This is a genomic window from Halalkalibacter oceani, assembly GCF_023715705.1.
Lineage (GTDB): Bacteria > Bacillota > Bacilli > Bacillales > Bacillaceae_D > Halalkalibacter > Halalkalibacter oceani_A.
In genome coordinates this window covers 22,770-38,189 of the sequence record NZ_JAMBOS010000029.1, presented here as the reverse complement: position 1 = coordinate 38,189, position 15,420 = coordinate 22,770, and the positions used below count along the sequence as shown (strand labels likewise).

Genomic DNA, 15,420 nt, shown 5'->3' with positions numbered 1-15,420 from the left:
TTTTCGAATTCCCCGCCTATTGTCGCGATCCCACCCCTGCCTAAGGATCGAAAACAAGACAAATGAAAAATCCACACGGATATCCATGTGGATTTGAGAAGTGCCGGCCAGAGGACTTGAACCCCCAACCTACTGATTACAAGTCAGTTGCTCTACCAATTGAGCTAGACCGGCATGTTGTAATTAGTGTTTCTTAGTTTATGCTGAGATTGTGTCTCTTCCTCTTAATAGCCTTTGCTTCGATGCGGCTGCGTCGAGACAACTCGTAGCCTATTCGACGATGACTTTGCTCGTCTCTACCAATTGAGCTAGACAACATTCCAACAAACAAAAATGGTGGCTTGGGACGGAATCGAACCGCCGACACATGGATTTTCAGTCCATTGCTCTACCGACTGAGCTACCAAGCCATGCTGTATATGTACTTATGGAAGTGGCGGTCCGGACGGGACTCGAACCCGCGACCTCCTGCGTGACAGGCAGGCATTCTAACCAACTGAACTACCGGACCAATAATCGCTAAACTATGTATGGTGACCCGTACGGGATTCGAACCCGTGTTACCGCCGTGAAAGGGCGGTGTCTTAACCGCTTGACCAACGGGCCAATCAAAGTAAAAATGGTGAGCCATGAAGGACTCGAACCTTCGACCCTCTGATTAAAAGTCAGATGCTCTACCAACTGAGCTAATGGCTCCTAGCTCCCTCGCTCAAATGTTGCATCTCTTCGTTGAAGGATCATCTTCAAATGAGTGTTATCTTAGCGACAAGATTTATAATAGCATAGCGCCTGACAATGCGCAAGAATTTTTTTGAAAAAGTTTTTATTTCCCGCGATTGCTTGATCCGTACTCTTTACAGAATAGCGAAAAATGACGTCCGATGCAAGTGCTTTTCCACGGAGACGGAAAGAAGGTTGCCGGTATTCCTCTCCCATTGTGCAGGAACGGACAAGTCCGCTGGAAGACTTTACGTCTCCGGTCAGCGGACAAGCTTCCTCCTGCTTTCCTTTATGCGAATACACCACGAACTAAATTCGTTTGGCTACGATCAGGTCCGACAGAAAAGATCGTCAATGGAATCCCGGTCAGCTGCGAGACACGTTCAATATAATGACGGGCATTGACTGGAAGCTCCCCTAATGCCTTCGCTCCAGTGATGTCCTCATCCCAGCCCGGGAGCTCTTCATAAACCGGCTCACATTCAGCCAGTACCTTTAAGCTTGCCGGGAATTCTTCCATGATCTCGCCACGGTACTTGTAGGCTGTACAAATTTTTAAAGTCGGAATGCCTGTCAGCACGTCAATTGAATTAAGCGAAAGATCCGTAATTCCGCTGACACGGCGAGCATGGCGGACAACAACACTGTCAAACCAGCCGACACGGCGCGGACGGCCTGTAGTTGTCCCATATTCATTTCCTACTTCACGAATCCGGTTTCCGGTTTCATCATGAAGCTCTGTCGGGAAAGGACCATCTCCTACCCGTGTCGTATATGCTTTTGAGACACCGACCACATGGTTGATTTTGGAAGGACCAACGCCTGAGCCGATCGTAACGCCGCCGGCAATCGGGTTGGACGATGTAACAAATGGATATGTCCCCTGGTCGATATCAAGCATGACCCCTTGCGCTCCTTCAAAAAGCACGCGTCTTCCTTCATCAAGGGCGTCATTCAACACGACCGATGTATCGCAAACATACTTTTCAATCTGTTGGCCATACTCGTAATATTCTTCAAGAATCTCTTCCTTTGTAAAGCCTTCCACCTCATAATACTTCTCAAACATGCGGTTCTTTTCAGCCAGATTACGCTCGAGCTTCTCTTCAAATGCTTCCTTATCAAGAAGGTCGGCAATTCGGATGCCGATTCGCGCCGCCTTGTCCATATAAGCCGGGCCGATCCCTTTCTTCGTCGTTCCGATCTTATTTGCCCCTTTACGCTCTTCCTCAACGATATCGAGCTTTAAGTGATAGGGAAGAATGACGTGGGCACGGTTGCTGATCCGCAAATTGCTCGTATCGACATTGCGCTCGTGCAAGTAAGCAAGCTCTTCGACAAGTGCCTTCGGATCAATCACCATTCCGTTTCCGATCACACATCTTTTATCTTTATAAAAAATCCCTGATGGAATCAAATGAAGCTTATATTTTTCTCCTCCGAAGACAATCGTGTGACCAGCATTATTTCCACCTTGGTAACGAGCAACGACTTCTGCCTTTTCAGAAAGATAATCTGTAATTTTTCCTTTTCCTTCATCTCCCCATTGGGTACCAACGACTACAACTGATGACATTTGATGCACCTCCACCTTAACGATCATATAGTCAAGTTTTTTCCAAAGCCTTGTTAAGTATACCAATTCCCTCTATCGTCGTCAACGAAAATCCGAACATTGAATTCGTTGATATCTGGTTTTGTTCGTTAAATTTTCGATTATTCGCACCGGACGCTCTTGCTGCCCAACAAGCGTTCAGCCTTTGGCCCTGTTTTTCCTTTTTTAACAATTTCAAAAAAAATACCGCAAGCTTTTTAAGCTCCCGGCGGCATATCGCGTTCATCATGACGGCGATCCAAATTAACGAATTTGTTGTATTCTTTTACAAACGCCAGCTCCACGGTTCCAACAGGGCCGTTACGCTGCTTGGCAATAATAATTTCGATGATGTTCTGATTTTCCGTTTCTTTATCATAGTAATCATCACGATAAAGGAAAGCGACAATATCGGCATCCTGCTCGATACTTCCCGATTCCCGAATATCGGACATCATCGGACGCTTGTCCTGTCTTGATTCCACGCCGCGGGAAAGCTGGGAGAGTGCGATTACAGGCACTTCCAGTTCACGGGCAATCGCTTTTAGCGAGCGCGATATTTCAGATACTTCCTGCTGGCGGTTTTCCCCGCTGCGGCCGCTGCCTTGAATGAGCTGCAAATAATCAATCATAATCATCCCAAGGCCGTGCTCCTGCTTTAAGCGCCGGCATTTGGCGCGGATATCATTGACCTTAATCCCGGGCGTATCATCGATGTAAATTCCCGCTTTCGCCAGGCTCCCCATCGCCATCGTCAGTTTCTGCCAATCTTCGGTATTGAGCGCCCCTGTCCGCATCCGCTGGGCATCAATATTGCCCTCTGCGCAAAGCATCCGCTGGACAAGCTGACTCGCTCCCATTTCCAAGCTGAAGATCGCGACATTTTCATCTGTACGGGTGGCGACATTTTGAGAGATGTTCAAGGCAAAAGCCGTCTTACCGACTGACGGCCGGGCGGCGACAATAATTAAATCATTCCGCTGAAAGCCGGCCGTCATGCGGTCAAGCTCAACAAACCCGGTCGGAATCCCGGTAATGTCCCCTTTATGGTGCTGAAGCATTTCGATTTTATCATATGTCTCGATCAACACATCCTTGATCGAGATAAAAGCACTTGTATTTTTACGCTGTGAAACGTCGAGAATGTTCTTTTCCGCTTCGTCAAGAATTGCGTCAACTTCTTCTTCACTCGCATAGCCTTCGGCAGCGATGCTTGTCGCCACTTTGATCAGACGGCGCAATAATGACTTTTCCTCAACGATCCTGCTGTAGTACTCCACATTGGCCGCCGTCGGCACAGCATTGGCCAAGTCGCCGAGATAAGCGACGCCGCCAATATCATCGAGCCATTTGCGATCCTGGAGTTCAGCCGTCACCGTTACAAGATCGACCGGCTCTCCCTTTTCAGCCAGTTCAAGCATGACTTGATATACCCGCTGGTGAGCCGCACGATAAAAATCTTCAGGTGCAAGACGTTCAGAAGCTGTCACAAGGGCTTCATCGGCCAGAAAAATAGCGCCCAGTACGGCCTGTTCAGCTTCAATATTCTGCGGTGGTGTGCGATCAGCAAACAGATCACTCATGCATGTTCATCCTTTCATAGAAGGACTGTGCGGAGCCAGTGCCTTCCTCAAATTATCCCACAAAAGTGCCGTCCAGAGCTGCTACGTATTTTTGTAACGAGCCCCAGCCGACATTTTCACGCGAATTAACCTGCAAAATTGTAAACTTTGAAAAAGGGTGACATCCGCGAATGCCTCCTCTTCCTAGTGAATGGATAAGCTAGTTCAGCCCTAATTATACCACCACTGGTCAAGAGAACACTCGTTTTTGTCACCCTTCTCTCTTATGCTGTTATGCTTCTACGACATGGACTTTGACGGTTGCGATCACTTCCGGATGAATTTTGATCGGGACGTTTGTATATCCCAATGAACGTATCGGTTCATCAAGCATAATTTTCCGTTTATCGACTTTCTTTTTCATCTTCGCCAATGTTTCGGCAATCTGCTTTGTGGAAATCGCTCCGAACAGGCGTCCACCTTCCCCGGCTTTCGCTGTGATTTTCACTTCAAGCGCTTCAAGCTCCGCTTTGTAGGCCTCAGCTTCAGCGAGGTTTTCTTCCTGCTTCTTTTGCTCACTTTTCTTTTGCGCTTCCAGGTTTTTCATATTGCCTTTTGTCGCTTCAACAGCAAGCTGATTGGGGATAAGATAGTTTCTGGCATAGCCTTCAGAAACATTTTTTGTTTCGCCTTTTTTCCCTTTTCCTTTTACATCCTCTAGAAATATGACTTTCATTATGATTGACCTCCTTCAACATAATCATCAATCGCTTCCTGCAGCCGCTCTTTCGCTTCCTCAATCGTCACTTCCTCGAGCTGCGCAGCTGCGTTGGAGAGGTGCCCTCCGCCATTTAGCTTTTCCATGATCAGCTGAACATTGAAGTCCCCAAGCGATCTGGCACTTATACTAATCATACCATCTTTTCGTTTGGAAATAACGAATGATGCAACGACATCCTTCATATTCAATAACGTATCGGCAGCCTGGGCAATAATAATCTGGCTGTAGGTTTCTTCTTCCTCCGCTACCGCAATCGCCAAGCCATCGCGGTAGTATTCGGCGCTTTCGACGAGCTTTGCCCGTTTCACATACTGCTCAAGATCCTCCTTCAGCAGCTTTTGTACGAGCGTCGTATCTGCTCCGTTTGAACGTAAAAACGAAGCCGCATCAAAGGTTCTAGCGCCGGTGCGCACGGCAAAGCTTTTCGTGTCGACGATGATTCCCGCCAGCAAAGCGGTTGCTTCGAGCCGATCCATTTTCAGCTGCTTCGGCTGATACTCCAGCAGCTCGGTAACGAGCTCAGCAGTTGATGACGCATAAGGCTCCATATAAACGAGAACAGGGTCTTTTATAAATTCCTCGCCGCGCCGATGATGGTCAAGCACGATAATCCGCTCTACCCGGTCCAGCAGCGCGGGCTCAATCACCATCGACGGTTTATGAGTATCAACGATAATTAACAGCGTCTGTGGCGTAATCTGCTCCTCTGCTTCTTCCGGTGTCATAAACTGTGACCAGAGATGGTCATGGTTTTCGACTTCCTCGATCAGCTTCTGAACGTCATGGTTAATGTCGCTCGGATCAAGAACAATATAGCCTTCCTTGCCATTCACTTCAGCAATTTTCTGCACACCGATCGCCGCGCCAATCGCATCCATATCCGGATTTTGATGACCCATGATCATCACTTTTTCACATTCAAGCACGAAATCACGCAAAGCATGAGAAATGACGCGTGCCCGCACCCGTGTCCGTTTTTCCATCGCATTTGATTTACCACCGTAAAAGCGGACTTTGCCATTCCTTTGTTTAATCGCCACCTGGTCTCCTCCACGGCCAAGAGCGAGGTCAAGACTTGATTGAGCAAGCTGCCCCAGCTCTCTTAATGAATTCTCTCCCGTCCCGACACCGATACTTAAGGTAATCGGGACTTTATCCTTTCCGGTAAGCTGGCGAATTTCATCAATGATATCAAACCGTTGCCCTTCAATCATCTCCAGTGTCTTCGCATTAAACACCGCGATAAAGCGGTCAGACGACGTTCTTCTTAACAGCATATCGTTCTCATTTGCCCAGTTGTTAAGGGCAGCTGTCACCTGGCTGACTAAACGGCTTCTAACCTGATCCTCCATGCCTTGAGTGATTTCATCATAATTATCCAAGTAAATCAGGGCAACAACAGTCTGTGTTTCTTCAAAGCGCTCCTTCGTTTTCTCCTTCTCGGTCACATCAAGGAAGTAAATCAGGCGCTCTTCTCTTTCAAGCGTCACATGATAATAGCGGTCATCGAACGTGATCACGCGCTCTTCCTCTTCTTGACGAAGCATTTCGACGATTTCCTCACTCAGCTCTTCCAACCCTTTATTTAACAGGTCTTCGTCAATCAACGTCGCCATAAATGGATTGACCCACTGAATGTTTCCCGCTTCATTATAAAGAAGAATCCCAATTGGCATTTTGGTAACTGCGTCTTCTCCCGCTTTGTTCACCCGATAAGTCAGCGTCATGACATAATGCTCAAGTTCCCGCTCGAAGGAGCGTTTGGCCTGAGCAGAATATATCGCTAACACTCCCAGAATAAAAAAGCCAAACACGCCAATTTGCCATTGAAAATATGTCAAGATGCCGAGAAAGAGAATGGCGACAGCAAAAAGAGCTTTGACGTGGTAGCCGTGCCACCGTTTCATTAAAAACTCAGGCATAATGTCAGCTCCTATTTTTTCTGGCTTATGACGCGTTTTCGCAAATCAAAGCCTAAATCAATGATTCCCAGAATTCGAATGATGAATAATAAAGGCGACATAATGATCGCTGAAATGACTAAAAGAATCGGCACAGCCTTCGAAATTCCCCGATGATGGCAAAAGAAAAAGATAAAAGCAAACCCTTGCACAGCTAATATAATCTCAAGCAACGGGAACAGGTTCCAGACGATCGCATACATCGTCGTCCCTTGTTCAAATCCACCCATGGCAAGGATCAGCACAATTAAGTAATACCACAGAAATGATTTTGGAAACTGCCAGTCGCGAAACGGAGGCAGTCCATGAACCTCATGACCTAAACGGCGTAAGACGAGCCGGCTGATCAATAATGTAATCAGCGCACAAAATACTCCCGCCCCAACGATCATTAACGGTGCCAAATAGCCAAGCTGATTGAGCATCTCATTCATTTGCGCTACAGACTCGGCGGGCATATCAAAAGCTGATTCAGCAAATTCAATTTGTTCGCGGGTTAAATCCACTGCCATTTGCATTGGATTTTCTCCTAATAGGAAAACAAGTCCTAAAAAAACAAGCAGCATATTAACGGTATATGTTAAGCCTGCGCCAATTAAAACCGTCAATCCCGGCTGTTCCCTGCGGTATAATTCACCAACGACCAACCCGGCACTCCCAAATACAAGCGCCGCCGGAACAGAAGGAAGTCCTCCGACCAGAAAAGCAAGAAAACAGGCGACCGCCACGAGCATGAAGCCCGCCTTTAAACCGCGTCGCAGTACATAAATTACAAATGGGAGCGGCAGCGCCCAGAGGGTAATCATCCCGACAAGCGGGACATATGCCGTCACCAGTAAAAGAATCGCAAACACAGCGGCTAAAATAGCCCCTTCTGTCAGTGTTCTTATGTCTTTCACATATCCACCTCATTTTTTTAACATCGCAGCCGAAACTACATCCTTTGTTTTCGCTTGTCCTCACAATTTTTGATGGTTTCCCATATCCTTGTCTATTTTAGCGTATCCAGCTACAAAATTAAAGCGAACGCCGAGGATTGTCACATCTTCCTGACCGTATGAATGAAAACAGGCTGCTGAGCGATATACTCAACAGCCTGATTGAAATACAATTAGTTAACTTCTGATACATAAGGCAATAAAGCGATTTGACGAGCACGCTTGATTGCGATTGTTAATTGACGTTGATACTTCGCTGACGTTCCAGTTACACGACGAGGTAAGATTTTACCACGCTCAGAAATGAAACGCTTCAGAAGATCCACATCTTTATAGTCGATCTTTTCGATTTTGTTTACTGTAAAAAAGCAAACTTTACGACGTTTTGGACGACCACGACGAGCCATTTGACAGCACTCCTTTCCTATTGAAATAGTATCTCTATTTTAATAAACTGCCTGACTAAGGAGGAGAGGTTGATTAGAACGGCAAATCATCATCCGAAATATCAATTGGCTTTCCATCATTGGAAAATGGATCATCATTAAATCCGCCAGATGATCGGTTCTGATTAGCGTTCTGTTGATTCCCAAAGTCGTTTCCACCTGAAGGCGGGCCACCGAAATAATCATTTCCCTGACCCTGGCTGGCGCCACGGGGCTCAAGGAATTGCACACTGTCTGCGACAATTTCAGTTACAAAGACTCGACGACCTTCGTTGTTGTCGTAGCTGCGTGTTTGAATTCGGCCATCTACTCCGGCAAGACTGCCTTTTTTCAAGTAGTTCGCCACATTCTCAGCCGGCTTCCGCCAAACGACACAATTGATAAAATCAGCATCGCGTTCGCCCTGCTGATTGGAAAATGTGCGATTTACCGCTAATGTGAAATTCGCAACCGCAACGCCATTCGGCGTATAGCGAAGCTCAGGATCACGCGTTAAGCGTCCTACAAGCACGACTCGGTTAAGCATCCGTACCCCTCCCCATTGTATTCATTAATCTTCGTCTTTTGTAATAAGAACACGAATCACGTTGTCGTTGATCTTAATTAGACGGTTGAATTCTGCAATCGCTTCAGAGTTGGCTTGTACATTTAGCAATACATAGAAACCTTCACGGAAATCATTGATTTCATATGCTAAACGACGTTTGCCCATCTCTTCTACCTTTTCGATCTCAGCACCATTGTTTGTCAAAACACCATTGAAACGTTCAATGATCTCTTTTGTTGCTGATTCTTCTAGGTTTGGAGCGATGATGTACATAATTTCGTACTTACGCATTCCGGTCACCTCCTTTTGGTCTAACGGCTCCATTCGGAGCAAGGAGCAAAACTCATCAATAGGAGTCATTTTACTCGCATTAATAGATTATACCAGAACCGATGGATGACTGCAAGCTATTTTCCAGCTGCTCCGCGGCATAACGAAAAGGTGTGCCAAAAGACAATCTTTTGGCACACACCCTATTTTCGTGCTTATACATTGAAACGGAAATGAATGACATCCCCATCCTGAACGACATAGTCTTTTCCTTCAAGCCGTACTTTTCCTCTTTCCTTGGCAACGTTCATTGAGCCGGCGTCGACAAGATCTTCATAGGATACTACTTCGGCCCGGATAAAGCCGCGCTCGAAGTCGGAGTGAATAATGCCAGCGGCCTGGGGTGCTTTGATCCCTTTGCGGAATGTCCAAGCGCGAACCTCCTGCACTCCTGCCGTGAAGTACGTCTGCAAGCCGAGCAATTCATAGGCGGCACGGATCAGTTGATCGAGCCCCGACTCTTGAATTCCAAGCTCTTCAAGGAACATTTGCTTTTCCTCTCCTTCAAGCTCGGCAATTTCCGCTTCGATTTTCGCACATACGACGATCACCTGGCTATTTTCAGCAGCAGCAAATTCCTTCACCTGTTTAACGTAGTCATTATCTTCCGGCGACAGCAGATCCTCTTCACTGACATTGGCGACATAGAGCACCGGCTTGCTCGTTAACAGATGGAGCTGTTTGACGATTTTCTGTTGTTCCTCGGTAAACTCAATGCTGCGCGCCGGCTTTTCCTCTTCAAACGCATCGCGCAACAATTCAAGCACCTCCAGTTCAGCGACAGCGTCCTTATCCTTTGTTTTGGCAAGCTTTGCCGTGCGGGTAATACGCTTGTCCACCGTTTCAAAATCGGCGAGGATCAACTCTAAATTAATGACTTTAATGTCATTGAGCGGATTGACGCTTCCGGCGACATGGGTAATGTTCTCATCCGCAAAGCAGCGGACGACATGGGAGATCGCATCAACTTGGCGAATATGGGAAAGGAACTTATTTCCCAGCCCTTCTCCTTTGCTCGCCCCTTCGACAATCCCGGCAATATCTGTAAATTCAAAAGCAGTCGGAACTGTTTTTTTCGGTTCAACGAGCTCGGTTAATGTATGCAAACGGTGATCGGGCACCTCGACAATGCCGACATTTGGATCAATTGTGCAAAATGGGTAGTTGGCGGACTCTGCTCCCGCTTGTGTGATTGCATTAAAAAGCGTCGATTTACCTACGTTCGGCAAACCGACAATACCTGTTGTTAAGGCCATGGCGACTCACTTCCTTCGTTCTATTTTCATCTATAGCTTCATTTCTATGATATTGATACCAATTATAGAGACTTCCTTTGAAAAAGACAAACGCTCCGTGCGCTTATTCGCCTGCTTTTTCAATTACTTTTTTCATTTTTTTCGCAAATTCCTTACGGGGTAGCATCACACTATGCTGGCAACCAAGACATTTAATCCGGACGTCCATTCCCATTCGGATGATTTTCCAGCGGTTTTCTCCACAAGGATGCTGCTTTTTCATCTCAACGACATCATGCAATGCAAACTCCTTATCAGCCATGCCAGGTGCCTCCTTCCCTCTACTTTCCCTATGCCCGTCTATTATACACGAAACAGGCTACAAGGAATAGCCGTCCCCTACTATATTCTACAAGGAACGGTGATGGAAAATCGGATAAAGCAAAATCGCGGCAAAGACATATAAATTCAGCACCCCATATAACGGATATAGAATCGCAATTAAGTTGGAAAAACCGAACGTCGTCAACGGGGACATGATAGCAATTAGCAATAAAGCAAGCAGCCACGCTGGTCCTTTGATCCAGTCCTTCATCCGCGAAAGCAGCCCAAATACGCCCGCCGCAGCTGTCGTGTAAATCGCCATCCACAAAAGAAGGGTCATAATCAGCACCATATAATACGGATAATGCTTTAAGATCGCGAATAACGGAATCTCGTAAAGCATAATATCTCCGGCGACCTGGAGCAGGGATTCATTATAGAGAAAGGAGACACTCCCAAGGATGATGCCGCTGCCAATGCTGGCAATCCAGATTTCTCCCTTATGCTTCATTTCATCGCCAATCGCCGCCAGAACGGCGACCAGCGGTAAAATGTTCAAGGCGGTAAAGGTGAGCGCCGACGGCCAGTTGCTTTGCTCGGCAAAGGAAAGCCGAATCGGAAAACCTTGCAGTGACTGAAAGGCTATTAATACCCCGACCAAGCAAAAAATTAAAATCGGAATTAAAATTGCGTTCATCGCTGTTACCCCTTTTGTGTCCCAGACAAATAAGAGAATAACAAATCCGCCTAGTATAACGGTTCCGACCCAATAAGGAAACTGAAATACTTCAAGCGTCGCCCCTCCACCGGCGAGCATAATGACCGTTGTTGAAAAGAGATAAAGCATAATCATAAAATCATAGAGCTTCGTCAGCTGCTTTCCCATCAGCAGCTGAAGGATGGGAAGATAATGGCGTGACTTATGTGTATAGCTGATTGTCATAATCACCATACAACATATTGTAAAAAGAATGGTAAATAGAATAATTGCTAGTCCACTTTCCGCTCCGAAAAATTCCCATAATTCCCTGCCGGAAGCATAGCCTGCCCCGATCATCGTCCCAATGATCAGGAACATCCATTTCAGCCCATTTGCCCACATCCCCATCGCTCCTTTTAATCTGCATGTATAGAAAGGAAAAACTTTCCGTATACTATTACTATTATGGGAAAGGAGGCGATGATATGAGTACAAACCATCGTCTGTTCGCAAAAAAACATTCCCCCTTACGCGTTCACATGGAGGCAGAGGGCGTTATTGATGTACTAGCAGATCAGCTCACTTGTATGACAGAAAACCATACTCGATCCGATTTGGTTATTATTTGTATCGGCACCGATCGCTCGACCGGCGACTCTTTGGGCCCGTTAATCGGCTCCATCCTTGCCCATCAAAAGCTGCGCCACTTCATCGTTTACGGGACGTTGGAGCACCCGGTGCATGCGGTTAATCTGAAGGACAAATTAGAGGACATAAAAAGAAAGCATCCACGCTCTTTTATCTTGGCGATCGATGCTTGTTTAGGCCGACTATCAGGAGTAGGCAAAATCACGTTGGCTGAAGGGCCACTCCATCCCGGGGCCGCCGTCCAGAAGAAACTGCCGGAGGTCGGCGATATTCATATGACCGGAATTGTCAATATTGGCGGAATGATGGACTACTTCATTCTCCAAAATACGCGCCTTTTCACCGTCGTTCAAATGGCTGAAACGATGGCCGCCTCTATTAAAAAAGCAGATGAGAAATTGCCAGAAAAGGAATCACGTCCTTCCTTTTTTCGTTCTCTCAGTTTAAAATCGACATCAAAAGAAGGGGATGTTTCATAAGGATTCACCACCTTTTGAACATCCCCGTTACTCCATAGCCTCTTAAACAAAAGCTTGTTGGATCTCCTTTAAAGCCCGCACGAGAGTCTTGACCTCTTCTTTCGTATTATAAGGGCCGAAGCTAACGCGAACGAGACCGCTGTTGCTCGTCTCCAGCACTCGATGCGTTTGCGGCGCACAATGAAGGCCGGCCCGGACTGCAATCTGATAATGCTCATCCAAAATGATCGCCAGCTCATGGCTGCCAATGCCCTCTAAATAAAAGGAAGCTACAGCGACACGTTTAGCCAGATCTGCCGGTCCGTAATGCCTGAGTCCCGCTATCTGCTCCGTTTCCTCTATAAACAGTGTTAATAACTCCTGCTCATGCTCATAGATCGTGGCAATCCCTTTTTTCACGATTTCGTCAACCCCTGCCGCCAGGCCGGCAATGCCCGGTGTGTTCAACGTCCCGGCTTCATAGCGGTCAGGCCATACATCCGGTTGAACAGGCAATTCGGAATAACTTCCCGTCCCCCCGACAACGAGAGGAAGCAAACCATAATCCTCCCTGCTGATGAGAACGCCTGTCCCCTGTGGACCAAGCAGTGATTTATGACCGGCAAAAGCGAGCAGGTCAATTCCATCCTTCTCCATATGAATCGGCAAAGTTCCTGCTGTCTGCGAAGCATCAAGCAAAACAGTAATCTCATTTTCTTTTGCAAAAGAAGCTAGTTGATCAATTTGAATAAACGCACCCGTTACATTAGAAGCATGACTGAGGGCCAGCATTTTTGTCTTTGCTGTACAGGCCTCCATCAATGCCTGGGCTGTAATCTCATCCTCTTCATTTGGTTTTACATAGGTAACGTTGATCCCTTTTTCCCGTTTTAACCGTTCAAGCGGCCTCAGCACGGAATTATGCTCAAAGGCTGTCGTGACGACATGATCGCCCTCTTCGAATTGAAAGCCGAATAAAGCCTGATTTAACGCCATTGTCGCATTCTGATAGAACCAGACATGCTTAGGTTGGGGGGCGCCAAATAATGCCGCCAGCTTGGCTCGTGCTTCTTCAACAGTCAACCGTGCCCGCTCAGCGAGGACATGCCCGCCACGCCCGGGATTTGCAGCATATTGGGTGACCGCTTCATACATGGCATCAGCGACCGCCTTCGGTTTCGGAAATGAAGAAGCAGCGTGATCAAAATAAATCATCTCATAGTCCCCTCTTCTTTTATTTATTCTAGCGCGATTCGATTCGATATGTTAAAAAAAGAAAAACTGACTCAACTATCAATGAGCCAGTTTTCATCTTACACCTTTTCTTCCACATTTAACAATTGGATGATTCGTTCCAGATCTTCATCCGAAAAAAATTCAATTTCAATTTTTCCTTTTCGCTTTCCCGGTTTGATCGCTACCGACGTCCCTAAGCGGCTGCGCAAAGCATCCTGATGCGTCTGTAAAAACGGAGAAAGCTTCGTTTTTTTTCGTTTTGTTTCACGTGGAACATGCTCATTTACTTGATTGACTAAGCTTTCAACCTCGCGAACGCTCAGCCTCTCCTGTAAAATCTTTTCAAGAAGTGCGGAAAGCTTTCGCTTGTCTTTCAGTCCTAACAGAGCCCGTCCATGCCCCATTGAGAGTTTGCCGTCAGAAATAAATTGCTGAACTACTTTTGGCAGCTGCAGCAGCCGCAGGTGGTTGGCAATATGAGGACGACTCTTTCCAAGTCGGGCGGCCAGCTGCTCCTGAGTTAACGAGAGCTGCTCCATCACCTTTTCGTAAGCGACGGCCTCCTCAATAGGATTGAGGTCCTCCCGCTGTAAATTTTCAATTAAAGCCAGCTCCATCATTTTCTGTTCATCAAATTCTTTCACGATGACCGGAACTTCTTTTAAACCGGCTTTTTGCGCGGCCCGATAGCGTCGCTCGCCAACCACAATTTCGTAGCCTTTAATGCTTTTTCGCGCTGTGATCGGCTGCAGAATGCCATGCTCGTTAATGGAATCAGCAAGCTCAGCAATCGATTCTTCCGAAAATGATTGTCGAGGTTGATATGGATTTGGTCGCAATTCTTTAATGGCAACGTGTACAATCTGATCTTTCTGGTCACCTGTCTGGTCAGGAAATAACGCTTGCAACCCTTTACCTAACCCTTTCGCCACTTGCTACCACTTCCTTTGCTAATTCTATATAGACATCGGCTCCACGGGATTTCGCATCATAGACAATAATCGGCTGCCCATGACTTGGAGCCTCTCCTAAACGAACATTTCGCGGAATGATTGTTTCAAACACTTTCTCACGGAAGTATTTTTTGACTTCATCAATAACCTGAATTCCCAAATTTGTCCGGGCATCAAGCATCGTCAGCAATACTCCTTCAATTTCAAGCTCTGTATTTAAATGCTTTTGCACAAGTCGGACCGTATTCAGCAATTGACTTAATCCTTCCAGTGCGTAATATTCACATTGAACCGGGATTAAAACCGCATCAGAAGCCGTCAGCGCATTAATTGTCAGTAACCCTAAGGAAGGCGGACAATCGATAAAAATATAATCATATTTATCAGAAATGGCAGCTAACGCTCTTTTGAGACGAACCTCCCGTGAAATCGTCGGTACAAGCTCGATTTCAGCTCCCGACAATTGAATCGTCGAAGGCAAAACCTCCAATCCTGCTAAAGGAGTAGATCGAATAACCTGAGTCGCATCCAAATCCTCAACGAGAATGTCATAAATGCATTCATCAACCTCACCCTTCTCCACACCAACTCCACTTGTTGCATTCCCTTGTGGGTCGATATCGACAAGCAATACTTTTTTGCCCAAATGAGCTAAGCACGCGCTTAAATTGACAGCTGTCGTCGTTTTACCGACGCCACCTTTTTGATTTGCTACCGAAATAATTCTGGCCACACTGTCACCTGCTTTCCGTCCAAACATTCGCATTGCTGCTTTTATTCTACCATAATTATTTGCATTCGTTTTCAGAAAGTTATAAATCGTAACTTCTGAGGATGTCAAAATAACCAATTATCCTGTTTACAGCCTCATTTCGAAGTCATAACCTTTTAAAAAATCCCCCGACAATCTTTTTTGTCAGGGGAGACAACATCCAGAATTATGCCACTTCTTGAACGTGCTGTCAGAAAATGATAAAAATAGAGTTT

At 46.4% G+C, this 15,420-nt stretch carries 15 protein-coding genes and 5 tRNA genes; 1 reads left to right on the top strand and 19 read right to left on the bottom strand.

The genetic code is table 11. The annotated features are described in order from the left end of the window. Positions 1 to 101: 101 nt before the first annotated feature. From M3212_RS18885 to M3212_RS18810, 16 genes are all read right to left on the bottom strand, one after another. Positions 102 to 174 (bottom strand) — tRNA-Thr (locus M3212_RS18885). A 160-nt stretch (positions 175 to 334) separates the two neighbouring features. Beyond that, a tRNA-Phe gene (locus tag M3212_RS18880) sits at positions 335 to 410 on the bottom strand. 24 nt (positions 411 to 434) lie between these two features. Then, positions 435 to 511: transfer RNA gene (locus M3212_RS18875), tRNA-Asp, on the bottom strand. Positions 512 to 531: 20 nt separating this feature from the next. Beyond that, positions 532 to 606, bottom strand: a tRNA-Glu gene (locus M3212_RS18870). A gap of 14 nt (positions 607 to 620) precedes the next feature. After that, a tRNA-Lys gene (locus M3212_RS18865) sits at positions 621 to 696 on the bottom strand. 313 nt (positions 697 to 1,009) lie between these two features. Beyond that, on the bottom strand, positions 1,010 to 2,296 hold the full coding sequence (locus M3212_RS18860; protein WP_251195509.1) for an adenylosuccinate synthase: 1,287 nt from the start codon (positions 2,294 to 2,296) through the stop codon (positions 1,010 to 1,012). Positions 2,297 to 2,532: 236 nt separating this feature from the next. Next, positions 2,533 to 3,897 carry a replicative DNA helicase gene (gene dnaB, locus M3212_RS18855; RefSeq protein ID WP_251195508.1) on the bottom strand — a complete coding sequence of 455 codons (1,365 nt, stop codon included), beginning with the start codon at positions 3,895 to 3,897 and terminating at the stop codon, positions 2,533 to 2,535. A 271-nt stretch (positions 3,898 to 4,168) separates the two neighbouring features. Continuing rightward, positions 4,169 to 4,612, bottom strand: a complete 444-nt coding sequence (rplI, locus tag M3212_RS18850) for a 50S ribosomal protein L9 (protein ID WP_251195507.1) — start codon at positions 4,610 to 4,612, stop codon at positions 4,169 to 4,171. Further along, a complete protein-coding gene (locus tag M3212_RS18845; RefSeq protein WP_251195506.1) occupies positions 4,612 to 6,579 on the bottom strand; it encodes a DHH family phosphoesterase in 1,968 nt (655 codons plus the stop codon). Before M3212_RS18845 ends, rplI begins: the two co-directional genes overlap by 1 nt. 11 nt (positions 6,580 to 6,590) lie before the next feature. Continuing rightward, entirely contained in the window at positions 6,591 to 7,517 is a 927-nt protein-coding gene (locus tag M3212_RS18840; protein ID WP_251195505.1) for a YybS family protein, read from the bottom strand. Positions 7,518 to 7,729: 212 nt separating this feature from the next. After that, positions 7,730 to 7,963 (bottom strand): 30S ribosomal protein S18, encoded by a 234-nt coding sequence (gene rpsR, locus M3212_RS18835; RefSeq protein ID WP_251195504.1) that lies wholly within the window; start codon positions 7,961 to 7,963, stop codon positions 7,730 to 7,732. Between the two features lie 73 nt (positions 7,964 to 8,036). Further along, complete coding sequence (gene ssb / locus M3212_RS18830; protein WP_251195503.1) at positions 8,037 to 8,528, bottom strand: single-stranded DNA-binding protein; 492 nt, start codon at positions 8,526 to 8,528, stop codon at positions 8,037 to 8,039. A gap of 24 nt (positions 8,529 to 8,552) precedes the next feature. After that, the gene (gene rpsF, locus M3212_RS18825; protein WP_251195502.1) at positions 8,553 to 8,840 is read right to left on the bottom strand and encodes a 30S ribosomal protein S6; all 288 of its coding nucleotides are present in this window, start codon (positions 8,838 to 8,840) and stop codon (positions 8,553 to 8,555) included. A gap of 194 nt (positions 8,841 to 9,034) precedes the next feature. After that, positions 9,035 to 10,135 (bottom strand): redox-regulated ATPase YchF, encoded by a 1,101-nt coding sequence (gene ychF / locus M3212_RS18820; RefSeq protein WP_251195501.1) that lies wholly within the window; start codon positions 10,133 to 10,135, stop codon positions 9,035 to 9,037. Positions 10,136 to 10,238: 103 nt separating this feature from the next. Further along, positions 10,239 to 10,436 carry a DUF951 domain-containing protein gene (locus M3212_RS18815; RefSeq protein WP_251195500.1) on the bottom strand — a complete coding sequence of 66 codons (198 nt, stop codon included), beginning with the start codon at positions 10,434 to 10,436 and terminating at the stop codon, positions 10,239 to 10,241. An 87-nt stretch (positions 10,437 to 10,523) separates the two neighbouring features. After that, the gene (locus M3212_RS18810) at positions 10,524 to 11,540 is read right to left on the bottom strand and encodes a YkvI family membrane protein (RefSeq protein ID WP_251195499.1); all 1,017 of its coding nucleotides are present in this window, start codon (positions 11,538 to 11,540) and stop codon (positions 10,524 to 10,526) included. 83 nt (positions 11,541 to 11,623) lie between these two features. Here M3212_RS18810 and yyaC point away from each other — a divergent pair, with 83 nt between their 5' ends. Beyond that, positions 11,624 to 12,265 carry a spore protease YyaC gene (yyaC, locus tag M3212_RS18805; protein ID WP_251195498.1) on the top strand — a complete coding sequence of 214 codons (642 nt, stop codon included), beginning with the start codon at positions 11,624 to 11,626 and terminating at the stop codon, positions 12,263 to 12,265. Positions 12,266 to 12,307: 42 nt separating this feature from the next. On the opposite strand, the gene M3212_RS18800 is transcribed toward yyaC, so the two are convergent. The 3 genes from M3212_RS18800 to M3212_RS18790 all read right to left on the bottom strand — a co-directional run bounded on the left by M3212_RS18800 (position 12,308) and on the right by M3212_RS18790 (position 15,193). Beyond that, positions 12,308 to 13,459 (bottom strand): aminotransferase class V-fold PLP-dependent enzyme, encoded by a 1,152-nt coding sequence (locus tag M3212_RS18800; RefSeq protein ID WP_251195497.1) that lies wholly within the window; start codon positions 13,457 to 13,459, stop codon positions 12,308 to 12,310. Positions 13,460 to 13,557: 98 nt separating this feature from the next. Then, on the bottom strand, positions 13,558 to 14,412 hold the full coding sequence (locus M3212_RS18795) for a ParB/RepB/Spo0J family partition protein (protein ID WP_251195496.1): 855 nt from the start codon (positions 14,410 to 14,412) through the stop codon (positions 13,558 to 13,560). After that, positions 14,393 to 15,193: a ParA family protein gene (locus tag M3212_RS18790; protein WP_285874746.1), complete on the bottom strand. Its 801-nt coding sequence runs from the start codon at positions 15,191 to 15,193 to the stop codon at positions 14,393 to 14,395. Before M3212_RS18790 ends, M3212_RS18795 begins: the two co-directional genes overlap by 20 nt. Positions 15,194 to 15,420: the final 227 nt, after the last annotated feature.

Coding starts and splice junctions, on each gene's coding strand:
- M3212_RS18860 (WP_251195509.1), bottom strand. CDS start 2,296: ATGTCATCAGTTGTAGTCGTTGGTACCCAATGGGGAGATGAAGGAAAA.
- dnaB (WP_251195508.1), bottom strand. CDS start 3,897: ATGAGTGATCTGTTTGCTGATCGCACACCACCGCAGAATATTGAAGCT.
- rplI (WP_251195507.1), bottom strand. CDS start 4,612: ATGAAAGTCATATTTCTAGAGGATGTAAAAGGAAAAGGGAAAAAAGGC.
- M3212_RS18845 (WP_251195506.1), bottom strand. CDS start 6,579: ATGCCTGAGTTTTTAATGAAACGGTGGCACGGCTACCACGTCAAAGCT.
- rpsR (WP_251195504.1), bottom strand. CDS start 7,963: ATGGCTCGTCGTGGTCGTCCAAAACGTCGTAAAGTTTGCTTTTTTACA.
- ssb (WP_251195503.1), bottom strand. CDS start 8,528: ATGCTTAACCGAGTCGTGCTTGTAGGACGCTTAACGCGTGATCCTGAG.
- rpsF (WP_251195502.1), bottom strand. CDS start 8,840: ATGCGTAAGTACGAAATTATGTACATCATCGCTCCAAACCTAGAAGAA.
- ychF (WP_251195501.1), bottom strand. CDS start 10,135: ATGGCCTTAACAACAGGTATTGTCGGTTTGCCGAACGTAGGTAAATCG.
- M3212_RS18815 (WP_251195500.1), bottom strand. CDS start 10,436: ATGGCTGATAAGGAGTTTGCATTGCATGATGTCGTTGAGATGAAAAAG.
- M3212_RS18810 (WP_251195499.1), bottom strand. CDS start 11,540: ATGTGGGCAAATGGGCTGAAATGGATGTTCCTGATCATTGGGACGATG.
- yyaC (WP_251195498.1), top strand. CDS start 11,624: ATGAGTACAAACCATCGTCTGTTCGCAAAAAAACATTCCCCCTTACGC.
- M3212_RS18800 (WP_251195497.1), bottom strand. CDS start 13,459: ATGATTTATTTTGATCACGCTGCTTCTTCATTTCCGAAACCGAAGGCG.
- M3212_RS18790 (WP_285874746.1), bottom strand. CDS start 15,193: ATGTTTGGACGGAAAGCAGGTGACAGTGTGGCCAGAATTATTTCGGTA.